The following is a 14,371-nucleotide window of genomic DNA, read 5'->3' as shown; positions in this document are numbered from 1 at the left end:
AACATCTAAATGCAGCCCATTTATATTTTACTTTTAATTGTTGCCTATTTTGGAATTCTATTAACAATTGCCTACTTCACAGGAAAAAATGATAGCAATGATACTTTTTTTAAAGCAAATAAAAAATCTCCTTGGTATGTAGTTGCTTTTGGAATGGTTGGTGCATCGCTTTCTGGTGTCACTTTTATATCGGTTCCGGGCTGGGTAGCTAGTTCTCAATTTAGCTATATGCAAATTGTAATTGGTTATTTATTTGGCTATTTAACTATTGCTTATGTATTACTTCCTATTTATTATAAGCTAGAAGTTACTTCTATTTACGAGTTTTTAAAACATAGATTTGGAACAGTATCACATAAAACAGGTGCTTTTTTCTTTTTTGTATCACGAGTTTTAGGAGCTTCATTTAGATTATTTTTAGTTGCTTCGGTTCTACAATATTTTATGTTTGATGCTTGGAATGTTCCATTTGAAATAACAGTAATTCTTTCTATATTATTAATTTGGGTGTACACCTTTAAAGGAGGAATTAAAACCATTGTTTGGACAGATACATTACAAACAATTTTTATGCTATTTGCTGTAATTGCAACTATTTCTATTATTCTTACTAAATTAAATTGGTCTTTATCTGAAATTTTCTCCTCTGAAGAATTTAATAATTACAGTCAAATTATTTTTAATGAAGACTTTAACGATAAAAAACATTTTCTAAAATCGTTTTTAGGCGGAATGTTTATTGCAATAGCTATGACTGGTTTAGACCAAGATATGATGCAGAAAAACTTAACTTGTAAAAACACTAAAGAAGCGCAATGGAATGTAATTTCATTAGGAATAGTTTTAATTTTTGTAAACTTTGTTTTTTTAACACTTGGTGCTCTCCTATTTATATATGCAGAAAAATTTGGCATTCAAATTCCACTAGTTGATGGAAATGCTAAAACAGATTTATTGTTCCCAGAAATTGCTTTAAACGGTGGTTTAGGACTCACAATTGGTTTTATTTTTATTCTCGGTTTAATTGCTGCTGCCTACTCAAGTGCAGATAGTGCTTTAACTTCATTAACAACATCATATTGCATTGATTTTTTAGATATAGAAACTAAAGAGAAATCGAAACAAAAAAGTATTCGTAAAAAAACACATATTGTAATTTCAATAGTTTTAGTACTTGTAATAATAATATTTAAATATGTTTTAGAAGACAATGTAATAAGTAGTTTATTACAAGTAGCATCTTACACGTACGGTCCACTTTTAGGATTATTTGCTTTTGGAATTTTTACCAAATTTAATATTCACGATAAGTTTGTATGGATTGTTGCTATTATTTCTGTAATTGCAACTTATTTTTTAAATGATTATTCCAAAGAACTTTTTAACGGTTATATTTTTGGATACGAATTATTAATTGTAAACGGAATATTTACTTTTATTGGTTTATTATTTTTAAAAAAATCAAAATAAATTCTATTTAAACTACTAAACATTTTAATTTTGCCGCATGGAAAAAGATTTAGGAAACTATAGAAAAGTCTACCAAAAAAAGGAACTCTCAATTAATGAGATTTCCGACAATCCTATGGAAGTATTTCAAAAATGGTTTTATGAAGTTGATGAATTTGGAGGAGATATAGAACCTAACGCTATGACTATTTCAACTATTGGATTAGACGGAATTCCTAAAAGCAGAGTAGTTTTACTAAAAAAATACACTTGGGAAGGCTTTATATTTTACACAAATTATAATAGTGATAAAGGAAAAGCTATTGAAAAAAACCCAAAAGTATGTCTATCATTTTTTTGGAACACTATAGAACGTCAAATTATTATTCAAGGTGAAGCAGAAAAAATTTCTGAAAACCTATCCGATGGTTATTTTGAAAGCAGACCTGATGGAAGCAAACTTGGAGCTTGGGCTTCAGACCAAAGCCAACCAGTAGCATCAAGATCGTATTTGGACAAAAGACTAAAAGATTTTGAAGAAAAATTTGAAGGAAAAGAAATTACGCGTCCGCCACATTGGGGAGGATATATAGTTAGACCTCAAACCATTGAATTTTGGCAAGGAAGACCAAATAGAATGCATGATAGAATAAAATTTACCCTTCAAGAAAATTTTGAATGGAAAATTGAACGTTTAGCTCCATAATTTTTATATTTGAACATCACTAATGCAACAGAGTAATACATGAAAACCATTTACATTGTTAGACACGCAAAATCCTCTTGGGAATATGAAGGTGTAAAAGATATTGATAGACCTCTAAAACAAAGAGGCATAAACGATGCTTACTTAATTTCAAGTGTACTTCAAAAAAAAGTATCATGTCCAGATGTATTTGTTGCAAGTTGTGCAAATAGAGCGCTTCATACAGGAATGATTTTCAGTTACACATTTAATTACCCTTTATCCAACTTAAAAATTAGCAAATCGCTATATAGTTTTAGCGATGGTTATTTAATTAAAACTGTTAAAGCTTTAGATGACGGATTTGATTCAGCCATTATTTTTAGTCATGATCATGGAATAAATGATTTTGTAAATAAATTTGGAAGTAAAAAAATATTTCATGTACCAACTTGTGGAGTTATTGGAATTAAATTTGATACAGAGCATTGGAAAAATATAAAATCAGGTGAAACTTTTTTAACTGAATTTCCAAAAAATTATAAATAGAATATATTTTGAAAATTGAAAAACTTGCTGGAATTGATATTGGCTCAAACGCAATACGTTTATTAGTAGCCAATGTAATTACAGATACTAAAATAGATCAACCTAGCTTTAAAAAATCAGCTTTAGTTCGTGTTCCAATCCGTTTAGGTGAAGATTCTTTTATAAAAGGAAAAATTTCTGACGAAAACAAAAACCGAATGATTAAAGCTATGAAGGCTTTTAAACTATTAATGGATGTTCACGGAGTAAAAAAATATTATGCATGTGCTACTTCAGCAATGAGAGATGCTTCAAATGGAAAAGATATTGTTGAACAAATTAGTAAAGAAGCTGCTATAAACATAAATATTATTAATGGTAAAAAAGAAGCTGCTATTATATTTTCAACAGATTTAAGTGCTATTATTGAAAATGACAAATCTTACTTATATATAGATGTTGGTGGTGGAAGTACAGAAATTACTATTTTTTCTAATGGAAAAATAATAAATTCAAAATCGTTTAAAATTGGTACTGTTAGACTTCTAAACAAACAAAAATCGTTTAAACCTATCTGGGACGATATGGAATGTTGGATTTTAGAAAACACCAAATTATTAAAAAAACCAATTTTAATTGGTTCTGGAGGAAATATTAATAAGCTTTTTAAACTTTCTGGAAAACTACCTGGAAAACCTCTTTCATATATATATATAAAATCTCAATACCATTTTCTAAAAAAAATGACATATTCTGAACGTATTAGAGAGTTAGATTTAAATCCAGATAGAGCTGATGTTATTATACCTGCAACAAAAATTTATTTAAACGCTATGAAATGGAGCGGTGGAAAAAAGATTTATGTTCCAAAAATTGGATTAGCTGATGGTATTGTTAAAAGTCTCTACAACAACAAAATATAACCTCATTACTAATCAAGATATAACTTAAACTTTTAGTTTTTTAATTTTTTTTAATTAAATTTACATAAAAATTGTGACCAACACTCCCTTCCTTGTGTCATAGTTGTTGTATAAAGTATTTTACTAATCAATTTAATATACAAATAAAATTATGAGAAAACTATTATTTTCAATTACACTTTTAGTGTTTGGAGCAAGTGCTTACGCACAAGATTTACCAACAAACCCAGAACCTGGAAAATGTTACGTTCGATGTAAAACTCCAGATGTATGGAAAAATCAAGATGTAACTATTGAAACTCAAGCAGCTTACAAAAAAATTGTAACACATCCTGCAGAGTACAAAACAGAAACTGAAAGAGTTTTAGTTAAAGAAGCAAGTAAACAATTAAAATTAGTTCCTGCAGTTTACGAAACAAGAGATGTTATTGTTACAGTTAAAGAAGCTAGTTATAAATTAGAAGTTGTTCCTGGATCATTTGGTTCTGAAACATTAACTTATACAGCTAAAGATGATGCAAATAAATTAAAAGTTATTCCTGCAACATTTAGATCTGATTCTCAAACAATCGAAGTTAAACCTGCAACTGCAGTTTGGCAAATGAGCGACAAAGCTCCTGATTGTGAATCTAGTAATCCAGACGATTGTAGATACTGGTGTTACAAACCAATTGCTGCTGAATTTGTTACAATTCCTCAAACTAAATTAGATGTTGACGCACATACCGTTAAATCTGAAGTACCTGGTTTTGACAAAACTTATAAGAAAACAGTTGTTGCTAAAGAGCCTACAACTAAAAGAATTGAAATTCCAGAAATTACTAAAGTTGTTAAGAAAACAGTTATGGTAACGCCTCCTTCAACTAGAGTTATTGATATTCCTGCTGAATATTCAACAATTAAGAAAACTGTATTAGTTAAAGATGCTTGGGAAGAAGCTGTAACAGTTCCTTCACAATTTAAAACTGTAACTAAAGAAGTTTTAGTTACAAAAGGTGGATTAACTACTTGGAAAGAAGTTGAGTGTGAATTATTAGAGTATAGCCCACTTCCAATTAACTGGAATTTAGGTAGTGCTACTTTAACTCCTGCTGCAAAGAATATTATTGATACTAGATTATTACCTATCTTAAAAACTGGAGTTAAAGCTGAAATAGCTTCTCATACAGATGCAAGAGGTTCAAATTCTAGCAACCAAGATTTATCTGATAGAAGAGCACAAGCTGTTGTTAATTATTTAATGGCAAAAGGTGTTAACTCTAGTCAATTAATTGCTAAAGGTTACGGAGAAACTCGTTTAACTAACAGATGTGCTGATGGTGTAACTTGTACTGAACGTGAGCATTTAGCTAACCGTAGAACTGAATTTAGAGTTATTAACCAATAATTTCTAAACAACATAAAACAAAAAAACCCGCTAATTAGCGGGTTTTTTTATGGCTTATCTTCACTATTAAAAGTATCTATTAAATTAAACACCTATATTTTATTGTAAACTTGGCTTTTATTCTATTAAAAATTCATTTCCATCAAATAAATTCTACCATTCTAAATAAGTTCAATAACCTTATTATTTATAACTAACTCTTGTTATTCTTTAAACACTTGTATAAACTTAATAGATACTAAAATTACTCAAACTTATAAATTAGATAATCAAATTAATATAATTTTTGAATCTAATAGAACCTTTTACCTATTTTAAGAATCTTAATTTAATAGCTTTTATTTACTATCTCAAAACAATATAAAAACAAAAAAACCACTAAATAGTGGCTTTTTTTATATTATAAATATCAATAATTTTATTTAATAATACTTTCTATAAAACTAAAATGATAACTAGAATCTCGCATTAAATTATATCCTTTTTTACGCGAAATTTCATTTCCATTAGAACCAACAACAACAATTGTTGGATATGAATGAATCTTATATTTAGACTGCAGCTGTTTATTGTATGCTTGTTGCTCTTTAGTAACTAAATCTGTGCTTCTTGGAAAATCTGCTTCGTAAAGAACAAATTTATCTGATAACTGACCAAATTTACTTGTATTAAAAAAATCCTCCACTAACATTTTACAAGGTCCACACCAATCTGAACCTGTAAAAAATATAAGTATAGGTTTATTTTTCTTCTTTGAAATTTTTTCTGCTTTTTTAAAACTTTGTTCCCAATCTAAATTAGAAGCTACTTCTACACTATCTTGTGCATGTATAAAACAAATAGAACCAACTACAATTAAACAACTTAAAAATATTTTTCTCATTCTAAAAATTTAAAATTAACAAAGCTAAAATAATGCCAAATTAACTTTTTATAAATTCTTCTACTAATTTACCTACTATTTTTTCTGATTTTTTAGCAACTTCCTGTACTTCTTCATGAGAAACTGCCTCTACAATTCCTTCAACACCTAAATCCGTAATAACTGAAACTCCAAAACAAGTTATTCCCATATGTTTGGCAACAATTACTTCTGGAACTGTTGACATTCCAACAGCATCAGCTCCCAAAATTTTAACCATTTTATATTCAGCAGGAGTTTCAAAAGTTGGACCTTGTAATGCTAAATAAATTCCTTTATGTACTTTAATTGCTAATTTTTCTGCTAAAGCTTCCATTTTTGCAATCATTTTTTGACTGTAAGGCTCGTGCATATCTACAAATCTTGGTCCAAAACGCTCATCGTTTTTTCCATGAAGTGGATGATCTGGCATCATATTAATATGATCTGTAATTATCATAATATCACCAACTTTAAAATCTGGATTTACGCCTCCTGAAGCATTTGAAACAATTAAATTATCAACGCCTAAAAATTTCATAACACGTACAGGAAAAACTGTTTGTTGAATTGTCCATCCTTCATAATAGTGAAATCTCCCTCGCATTGCAACAACTTTTTTTGTTCCAATACTACCAAATATTAATTCTCCAGAATGTCCTTGTACTGTTGATACTGGAAAATTTGGTATTTCATTATACGGGATTACTATATCTGCTTCTATTTTTTCTGCTAAATTCCCTAACCCTGTCCCTAAAATTATTCCGTAATCTGGCTTGGTAATTCCTTTATTTTTTAAAAAACTAACTGTTTCTTGAACTTGTTCCCACATATTCTAATATTAGATTGTCAAAATCTTTTTTATGATTAATAAATTCTGTTTTTATAGGTAAATAATGCAATTTTTCAAACTTTTCAAAAATACGCACATAATCTTTCTCTGTTGTTAATATTATCTTATTTTTTGATTTTATTTTACTAAATTTTAATTCGATTTCTGCAGCATCTCCTTCAGTAAAAAAATAGTGATCTGCAAATTTCATATGATTAAAAACAACCTTTTTTTCTTTTAAAAAATTAGTTAAAGGTTTTGGATTTGCAATTCCTGTAATTAATAAAACTTCGTAATTATTTAAATCGTCTACTTTAATTTTTGAACTTCCTTTAATTACATCATCATACTCTATTGTTGTAAAAAAAACCGTTTGGTACAATGTTGGATTTAACCTTTTTGCAACTTCAAATTGTTTTTCTTCGGTTAAATCTGAAGGGCATTTTGTAACAATAATTGCTTTTGCTCTTTCGGCTCCAGACACTTTTTCTCTTAAATTACCTGTTGGCAACATTTTATCATCAACATATAAATCGTTATACGAAGTCAATAAAATATTAAATCCAGCTTCAACTTTTCTATGTTGAAAAGCATCATCTAACAAAACAACATCTAATTTGTTATTTAATTGTATTAATTGTTGAATTCCATTTACTCTATCAGCATCAACTGCAACTTTAATATTTTTAAATTTAGTAAAATATTGATATGGTTCATCACCTATTAGTTGCGCGTTTACCTTCTCATCAGCTAATAAAAAACCTTTAGTTTTGCGTTTATAACCTCTACTTAAAACCGCTATTTCAAAATTACTTTTTAATAAACGAATTAAATATTCTATTTGAGGAGTTTTTCCAGTTCCTCCAACACTTAAATTCCCAACCACAATTGTTGGAGTTTTAAATTTAGTAGACGTAAGTATTTGAGCATTGTACAAGTGATTTCTAGTACTTGTAATTGCTCCATATAGTAATGAAAATGGGTATAATATTTTTCTAATTGTTTTCACTTATTACAAAATTACGAATTAATAGTAATTTTTACATATAGATACAGCTACTTTATATTGTATATTTTATATTTGTATACAATAATTAGATATGAATATTAAAGATATTACCAATTGTATTGAAGAAATTGCGCCTTTAAGCTATGCTGAAGGTTTTGATAATGTTGGTTTATTAGTTGGAAATTATAAAACTAAAGTAACTGGAGTTTTAGTTACATTAGACACTTTAGAAAACATAATTGAAGAAGCGATTGAAAAAAAATGTAATCTAATTGTTAGTTTTCATCCAATTATTTTTTCTGGCTTAAAAAAATTAAACGGATCAAATTATGTAGAACGTGTTGTTTTAAAAGCTATAAAAAATAATATTGCAATTTATGCAATGCATACAGCTTTAGACAATTCCATTAAAGGTGTTAATGCTAAAATATGTGAAGTTTTAGGTTTAACCAATACTAAAATTTTAATACCTCAAAAAAATACCATAAAAAAACTTACAACCTATGCTCCTATTGAAAATGCAGAAATAGTAAGAAATTCACTTTTTAAAGCTGGCGCTGGGAATATTGGAAACTATGATAATTGCAGTTTTAACACTAAAGGTGTAGGAACGTATAGAGGAAATGAAAACTCTAACCCAACTATTGGAAATAAAGGAGAATTTCATTCAGAAAAAGAAACTTTTATTAGTGTAATTTTTGAAAAACATAAAGAAAAAAATATTCTAAAAGCATTGTTTGAAACGCATCCTTACGAAGAAGTTGCTTATGATATTGTTTTATTAGAAAATAACAACCAAGAAATTGGTATGGGAATGGTTGGAGAACTCGAAAAAGAAGTTAATGAGGTTGAATTTCTTCAATATTTAAAAAAAACAATGAAGGCAAAAGGTATTCGTCACTCTAAATTAATAGGTAAACCCATTAAAAAAGTTGCAGTTTTAGGAGGTTCAGGAAGTTTTGCTATTGAAAATGCAATTGCCAACAGCGCAGACATTTATATTACTGCTGATGTAAAATACCATGAATTTTATAAAGCTGAAAACAAACTAATTATTGCAGATATTGGTCATTATGAGAGTGAACAGTTCACAAAAAATCTTTTAGTAGACATACTTACAAAAAAATTTCCTAATTTTGCAATCATTTTGTCGGAAAAAAACACAAATCCAATTTATTACTTATAATATGGCTAAAAAGAAAGAAGTTACGGTTGAAGAAAAATTAAGAGCTCTTTACGACTTACAATTAATTGATTCTAGAATTGATGAAATTAGAAATGTAAGAGGTGAATTACCTTTAGAAATAGAAGATTTAGAAGATGCAATTGTTGGATTGAATAAAAGGCTTTCTAACCAAGTTGAAGATGTAACAAATCTTAAAAATGATATTACAGCTAAAAAGCAAGTAATTGAAGAAGCTAAAGCTTTAATTAAAAAATACGGTGAACAACAAAAAAATGTTAGAAATAACAGAGAGTTTAACTCATTAAGTAAAGAAGTTGAATACCAAGAGTTAGAAATTCAATTAGCAGAAAAACGCATTAAAGAGTTTAAAGTTAAAATTGAACAAAAAAATGAAGTAATTACTGCTACTAAAGAAAAAATTGCTCAACAAGACGATTTATTAAAACATAAATCTGATGATTTAAAAGCAATTATGAATGAAACCGTTAAGGAAGAAGAGCTTTTAACTAAAAAATCTAAAGAATACGGAGATCTTATTGACGATCATTTATTAAAAGCATACTCAAGAATTAGAACAAATGTTAAAAATGGTTTAGCTGTTGTTTCTATTGAACGTGGAGCTTCTGGTGGTTCATTCTTTACAATTCCACCACAACGTCAAGTTGAGATTGCTGGTAGAAAAAAAATTATTACAGATGAGCATAGTGGAAGAATTTTAGTTGATGGAGCACTTGCTGAAGAAGAAAAAGAAAAAATTGACAAACTTTTTAGTTAATTTTTAAAACACATATAAATAAAAAAGGCTTCCATTTTGGAAGCCTTTTTTTATTTTTTAGTTGCTTTAATTGTGTAAACAAGTGGAAACATTTCTGGATTTTTTTCAAAAACATACATTCCATTTTTATTTTCAACCATTTCTGGTAAACAGTTATAAGGTGATTCATTAAACTCATGTAAAAATTCAATAGTTAACCCAGCCTCACTTAATGATGATATTACCTCTCCTAACCCATGATTCCATCCATACTCTTTACTTATCATTTTTTCTTCACCATTTTCAGCATATGTGCCTTCGTACTCTTCGTAAATAACATCGCTTTTTAAATAAGGATATTTCATTGTTGGTTTTTCCAATGTGTAATCAAACATCCAAACAATTGGATGAAATTCAACCATATAAAAAACTCCTCCTTTATTCAATTTTTCTGAAATAATATTTGCCCATATTTTTAAATCGGGCAACCAACCTACTACTCCATACGAAGTGAAAACAATATCAAATTTACCTTTCACATTTTCAGAAACATTGTACACATTACTTTCTATAAATGTAGCATCTAAACCCCGTTTTTTATTTAACTCTTTAGCTTTTTTAATGCCTTCATTAGATAAATCTATTCCAGTACATTGTGCTCCCATTCTAGAAAAACTTAATGTATCTTGTCCAAAATGACATTGTAAATGCAATAACTTTTTTCCTTTTACTTCTCCAAGCTCATCTAATTCTAATTTATTTAACGATGTTTTCCCATTAATAAATTCTTTCAAATTATAGAAATCAGATTTTGTATGTATTGCTACTTTTTTATTCCAAGTTTCTTTATTTACTTTAAAATAAGTATCATATTTATTTTTCATTGTTTAAAAATACATTAAAATTATTAACCAAAAAATGGGAATAGATTCTACCCATAATGCTGTATAAAATCTATTATTTTTTGGAGTAGAAAACAATAAAAATATAAATGTAATTATTGCTATTAATAATGTGCTTTTTAAAAGTGGATTACCCTTCAAAAATTCTAAACCATAAAAAACAACCAACAAAATGCTTCCGTAATATTTTGATTTTAAAACACCTAACGTTTGAGGAATTGTTTTTAATTCTTTTGGATCTGTTAATAAATCTCGAATATCAAAAGGTAGCGTTATTACAATTAAAATTAAAAATCGTTGTAGAAATTCAATCCAAACATCTGCCGTAAATTCAATATTATATACAGAAAGTGTAAATAAAACCGTAACTCCAGCCCAAGCAAAAGCAATACTGTAAATTTTTATAAATGGAAAATTTCTAAAAGAGAATTCTTTTTTATTCTTTTTTGAAAATGGAATTACATAAAACAATGTAATTAAATAAAAAAGCAAAAGAAGGCTTGTTGATTTAGTATCTAAATTCATTTTTAAAAGAAGAATACTTCCTAATATTAATGAAATAATACTCACTAAAAATATAAATATTTTATATGTCTCAAACCAACTTTTAAACCACTTTAATCTATTCGTTTTAATTTCATAATATCTAATAAAATTATAAGAAACCACAATTGAAAACGCCACAAAAAACGGTACTAAATTCTCTATAATAGAATATTTAAGTAATGTAATTTTTACAATACAAAAACCAGCAATAGCTACGTGAATATTACTAAAAATATAGAAATTAAGAATTTTCTTAAAAAAACCCATTTAGCAAATGTAATTAATTGTTAATAATTCAAATTCTATGGTTAACAAAATATTGAAATTTATTAAATCTGACTTAAAAACATGCACTTAATTTCAGTAATTTTGAGACACAAAACATAACCTATTTAACTAGTATAAATGAATACAAATTCTTTTGTTTTAAGACACGTTGGACCAAGAAACAACGAGGTTTCTGAAATGCTGAAAACTATTGGAGTTGAATCAATTAACGAATTGATGTACAAAACAATTCCTGATGATATTTTATTAAAAAATGAGTTGAAATTACCTGAAGCTATGAGTGAGTTTCAGTATATAAAACACATTAGAGAAGTTTCCAAAAAAAACCATATCTATAAAACATACATTGGTTTAGGTTATCATCCAACAATATTACCAGGAGTTATTCAACGTAATATTTTAGAAAACCCAGGTTGGTATACAGCATATACTCCTTATCAAGCCGAAATTTCACAAGGAAGATTAGAAGCTTTGTTAAATTACCAAACTATGGTTTCTGATTTAACCGGAATGGATTTGGCTAACGCATCTCTTTTAGATGAAGGTACTGCAGCAGCAGAAGCTATGATTATGCTTTATAACACACGTTCTAGAGCACAAAAGAAAAGTAATGCAAATACATTTTTTGTTTCTGAAGATTTATATCCTCAAACTATTGATGTACTTAAAACAAGAGCTTTACCTTTTGGTATTGAATTAATTTTTGGAAACCATTCAGAATTTGAATTTTTAGAAAATGTTTTTGGTGCTATTGTTCAATATCCAACAAAATATGGTACTGTAAGCAATTATAAAAACTTTGTAGAAAAAGCAAACTCTGTAGAAGCTAGAGTTGTTGTTGCAGCAGATTTATTAAGTTTAGCCTTGTTAACGCCTCCGGGAGAATGGGGCGCAGATGTTGTTGTTGGAACTACACAACGTTTTGGAATTCCAATGGGTTACGGAGGTCCACATGCAGGTTATTATGCTACTAAAGAAGCATACAAACGTAATATTCCGGGAAGAATAATAGGTGTAACGCAAGACAAAGATGGCAAACGAGCTTTACGTATGGCGCTGCAAACTAGAGAGCAACATATAAAACGTGAAAAAGCAACTTCTAATATATGTACAGCACAAGTTCTTTTAGCTGTAATGGCCGGAATGTATGGAGTTTATCACGGACCAAAAGGATTAAAATTTATAACATCCAAAATATTCAATCTAACTTCAACATTAAATAAAGGATTAAAACAAATTGGTTTAACACAAAATAACCAAACATTTTTTGACACCTTATTAGTTGATGTTTCAGATTCTAAAAAAATTAAAGAATTATCTGAAGCTAAAAAAGTTAACTTCTTTTATCCTACAAATAATCAAATCTTAATTTCAATTAATGAAACTTCTACTTTAGAAGATATTAATGAAATTATAGCAATTATAGCTAAAGCTGAAAATAAAGAAACTATTGTTGTTCAAAATGAAGAATTTTCTATTGATGAAAATTTAAAACGTACAAGCAGTTTTATGACGAATGAAGTTTTTGATAAATACCACTCAGAAACTGAAATGATGCGCTATATTAAAAAACTAGAACGAAAAGATTTATCATTAAATCATTCTATGATATCTCTAGGTTCATGCACAATGAAATTAAATGCAGCAACAGAAATGTTGCCTTTAAGTTGGCCTGTTTGGGGAAGTATTCATCCATTTGTTCCAGCTGATCAAGCAAAAGGGTATCACCAAGTATTTGAAGAGCTAGAAGCTGCCTTAAATGAAATTACAGGTTTTTATGCTACTTCACTACAACCAAATTCAGGTGCACAAGGTGAATATGCTGGACTAATGGTTATAAAAGCGTATCATAAATCAAATAATGAAGCTCACCGAAATATATGCTTAATTCCTTCATCTGCTCATGGAACAAATCCTGCTTCTGCTGTAATGGCTGGAATGAAAGTAATTGTTACCAAAGCCACTGAAGAAGGTAATATTGATGTTAATGATATACGTGAAAAAGCAGAACTATATAAAGATAATTTAGCAGCTCTAATGGTAACCTACCCATCTACACATGGTGTTTTTGAAAGTAGTATTATCGAAATCACAGAATTAATTCATAAAAATGGAGGTCAAGTTTATATGGATGGCGCCAATATGAATGCTCAAGTTGGAATTACAAATCCAGCTACTATTGGTGCAGATGTATGTCATTTAAATTTACATAAAACATTTGCCATTCCACATGGCGGTGGTGGACCTGGAGTTGGTCCTATTTGTGTTGCAAAACATTTAGCACCTTTTCTACCCTCAAATCCAATAATTCCTACTGGAGGAAATAAAGCTATTACAGCCATCTCCTCTGCTCCTTGGGGTTCTGCCTTGGTATTATTAATTTCGTATAGCTACATTAAAATGCTAGGCTCTGAAGGCTTAAAAGACTCTACTATTAAAGCTATTTTAAACGCAAATTACTTAAGAGTAAAACTACAAGAACATTATAATATTTTATATGCTGGCGAACAAGGGTTTGCTGCACATGAGATGATTGTTGATTTTAGAAAATTTAAATCAAAAGGAATTGAAGTTGTTGATGTTGCAAAACGATTAATGGATTATGGTTTCCATGCTCCAACCGTATCTTTTCCGGTTGCAGGAACATTAATGATTGAGCCAACAGAAAGTGAAAACAAAGCAGAATTAGATAGATTTTGTGATGCTTTAATAAATATTAAAAAAGAAATAGAAGCTATTACTGATATTGAAAATTCGGTTATAAAAAATGCTCCACACACTCTTGAAATGTTAACTTCAGATGAATGGAATTTTAATTACACCAGAAACGAAGCTGCATATCCTTTAGATTATTTGAAAGAAAATAAATTTTGGCCAGCAGTTAGAAGAGTTGATGATGCTTATGGAGATAGAAATTTAATATGTTCTTGTAATCCTATTGAAGATTACATGGAAAATTAATTATTTTAATACATATTTTA

Annotated in this window: 13 protein-coding genes; 8 read left to right on the top strand and 5 right to left on the bottom strand. The window is 28.5% G+C overall.

Annotation, left to right across the window (positions count from 1 at the left end; genetic code table 11):
- Positions 1-9: 9 nt before the first annotated feature.
- The 5 genes from R3X25_RS07450 to R3X25_RS07430 all read left to right on the top strand — a co-directional run bounded on the left by R3X25_RS07450 (position 10) and on the right by R3X25_RS07430 (position 4,972).
- On the top strand, positions 10-1,470 hold the full coding sequence (locus tag R3X25_RS07450; RefSeq protein ID WP_317673462.1) for a sodium:solute symporter: 1,461 nt from the start codon (positions 10-12) through the stop codon (positions 1,468-1,470).
- Positions 1,471-1,507: 37 nt separating this feature from the next.
- The gene (gene pdxH / locus R3X25_RS07445; RefSeq protein ID WP_317673460.1) at positions 1,508-2,155 is read left to right on the top strand and encodes a pyridoxamine 5'-phosphate oxidase; all 648 of its coding nucleotides are present in this window, start codon (positions 1,508-1,510) and stop codon (positions 2,153-2,155) included.
- Positions 2,156-2,194: 39 nt separating this feature from the next.
- A complete protein-coding gene (locus tag R3X25_RS07440) occupies positions 2,195-2,683 on the top strand; it encodes a SixA phosphatase family protein (RefSeq protein ID WP_317673458.1) in 489 nt (162 codons plus the stop codon).
- Positions 2,684-2,688: 5 nt separating this feature from the next.
- Positions 2,689-3,585: an exopolyphosphatase gene (locus R3X25_RS07435; protein ID WP_317674325.1), complete on the top strand. Its 897-nt coding sequence runs from the start codon at positions 2,689-2,691 to the stop codon at positions 3,583-3,585.
- 151 nt (positions 3,586-3,736) lie between these two features.
- Positions 3,737-4,972, top strand: coding sequence for an OmpA family protein (locus tag R3X25_RS07430; protein ID WP_317673456.1), 1,236 nt, complete (start codon positions 3,737-3,739; stop codon positions 4,970-4,972).
- A 418-nt stretch (positions 4,973-5,390) separates the two neighbouring features.
- Here the strand turns inward: R3X25_RS07430 and R3X25_RS07425 are convergent, their stop codons facing one another.
- The 3 genes from R3X25_RS07425 to lpxK are packed head-to-tail and all read right to left on the bottom strand — an operon-like array spanning position 5,391 to position 7,714.
- Entirely contained in the window at positions 5,391-5,855 is a 465-nt protein-coding gene (locus tag R3X25_RS07425; RefSeq protein WP_317673454.1) for a thioredoxin family protein, read from the bottom strand.
- Between the two features lie 40 nt (positions 5,856-5,895).
- Positions 5,896-6,705, bottom strand: a complete 810-nt coding sequence (locus R3X25_RS07420) for a purine-nucleoside phosphorylase (RefSeq protein WP_317673452.1) — start codon at positions 6,703-6,705, stop codon at positions 5,896-5,898.
- Positions 6,677-7,714: a tetraacyldisaccharide 4'-kinase gene (gene lpxK, locus R3X25_RS07415; RefSeq protein ID WP_317673450.1), complete on the bottom strand. Its 1,038-nt coding sequence runs from the start codon at positions 7,712-7,714 to the stop codon at positions 6,677-6,679. The genes R3X25_RS07420 and lpxK overlap by 29 nt, the downstream gene beginning before the upstream one ends.
- A gap of 91 nt (positions 7,715-7,805) precedes the next feature.
- On the opposite strand from lpxK, the gene R3X25_RS07410 reads away from it, so the two are divergent.
- Positions 7,806-8,900 (top strand): Nif3-like dinuclear metal center hexameric protein, encoded by a 1,095-nt coding sequence (locus R3X25_RS07410; RefSeq protein WP_317673448.1) that lies wholly within the window; start codon positions 7,806-7,808, stop codon positions 8,898-8,900.
- A 1-nt stretch (position 8,901) separates the two neighbouring features.
- Entirely contained in the window at positions 8,902-9,675 is a 774-nt protein-coding gene (locus R3X25_RS07405; RefSeq protein ID WP_317673446.1) for a zinc ribbon domain-containing protein, read from the top strand.
- 50 nt (positions 9,676-9,725) lie between these two features.
- Here the strand turns inward: R3X25_RS07405 and R3X25_RS07400 are convergent, their stop codons facing one another.
- On the bottom strand, positions 9,726-10,538 hold the full coding sequence (locus tag R3X25_RS07400) for a class I SAM-dependent methyltransferase (RefSeq protein ID WP_317673444.1): 813 nt from the start codon (positions 10,536-10,538) through the stop codon (positions 9,726-9,728).
- A gap of 3 nt (positions 10,539-10,541) precedes the next feature.
- Entirely contained in the window at positions 10,542-11,369 is an 828-nt protein-coding gene (locus R3X25_RS07395) for a hypothetical protein (RefSeq protein WP_317673442.1), read from the bottom strand.
- 138 nt (positions 11,370-11,507) lie between these two features.
- Between R3X25_RS07395 and gcvP the strand changes: the two genes are divergently transcribed.
- Complete coding sequence (gene gcvP / locus R3X25_RS07390; protein WP_317673440.1) at positions 11,508-14,351, top strand: aminomethyl-transferring glycine dehydrogenase; 2,844 nt, start codon at positions 11,508-11,510, stop codon at positions 14,349-14,351.
- Positions 14,352-14,371: the final 20 nt, after the last annotated feature.

It is taken from the genome of Lutibacter sp. TH_r2 (assembly GCF_033101135.1).
Lineage (GTDB): Bacteria > Bacteroidota > Bacteroidia > Flavobacteriales > Flavobacteriaceae > Lutibacter.
Note: the sequence above shows the minus strand (reverse complement) of the source record. Positions and strands in the feature narration are given on the sequence as shown.

Excerpts from the sequence above, each read along its gene's own strand:
- R3X25_RS07450 (WP_317673462.1), top strand. The coding sequence starts at position 10 with ATGCAGCCCATTTATATTTTACTTTTAATTGTTGCCTATTTTGGAATT.
- pdxH (WP_317673460.1), top strand. The coding sequence starts at position 1,508 with ATGGAAAAAGATTTAGGAAACTATAGAAAAGTCTACCAAAAAAAGGAA.
- R3X25_RS07440 (WP_317673458.1), top strand. The coding sequence starts at position 2,195 with ATGAAAACCATTTACATTGTTAGACACGCAAAATCCTCTTGGGAATAT.
- R3X25_RS07430 (WP_317673456.1), top strand. The coding sequence starts at position 3,737 with ATGAGAAAACTATTATTTTCAATTACACTTTTAGTGTTTGGAGCAAGT.
- R3X25_RS07425 (WP_317673454.1), bottom strand. The coding sequence starts at position 5,855 with ATGAGAAAAATATTTTTAAGTTGTTTAATTGTAGTTGGTTCTATTTGT.
- R3X25_RS07420 (WP_317673452.1), bottom strand. The coding sequence starts at position 6,705 with ATGTGGGAACAAGTTCAAGAAACAGTTAGTTTTTTAAAAAATAAAGGA.
- R3X25_RS07410 (WP_317673448.1), top strand. The coding sequence starts at position 7,806 with ATGAATATTAAAGATATTACCAATTGTATTGAAGAAATTGCGCCTTTA.
- R3X25_RS07405 (WP_317673446.1), top strand. The coding sequence starts at position 8,902 with ATGGCTAAAAAGAAAGAAGTTACGGTTGAAGAAAAATTAAGAGCTCTT.
- R3X25_RS07400 (WP_317673444.1), bottom strand. The coding sequence starts at position 10,538 with ATGAAAAATAAATATGATACTTATTTTAAAGTAAATAAAGAAACTTGG.
- R3X25_RS07395 (WP_317673442.1), bottom strand. The coding sequence starts at position 11,369 with ATGGGTTTTTTTAAGAAAATTCTTAATTTCTATATTTTTAGTAATATT.
- gcvP (WP_317673440.1), top strand. The coding sequence starts at position 11,508 with ATGAATACAAATTCTTTTGTTTTAAGACACGTTGGACCAAGAAACAAC.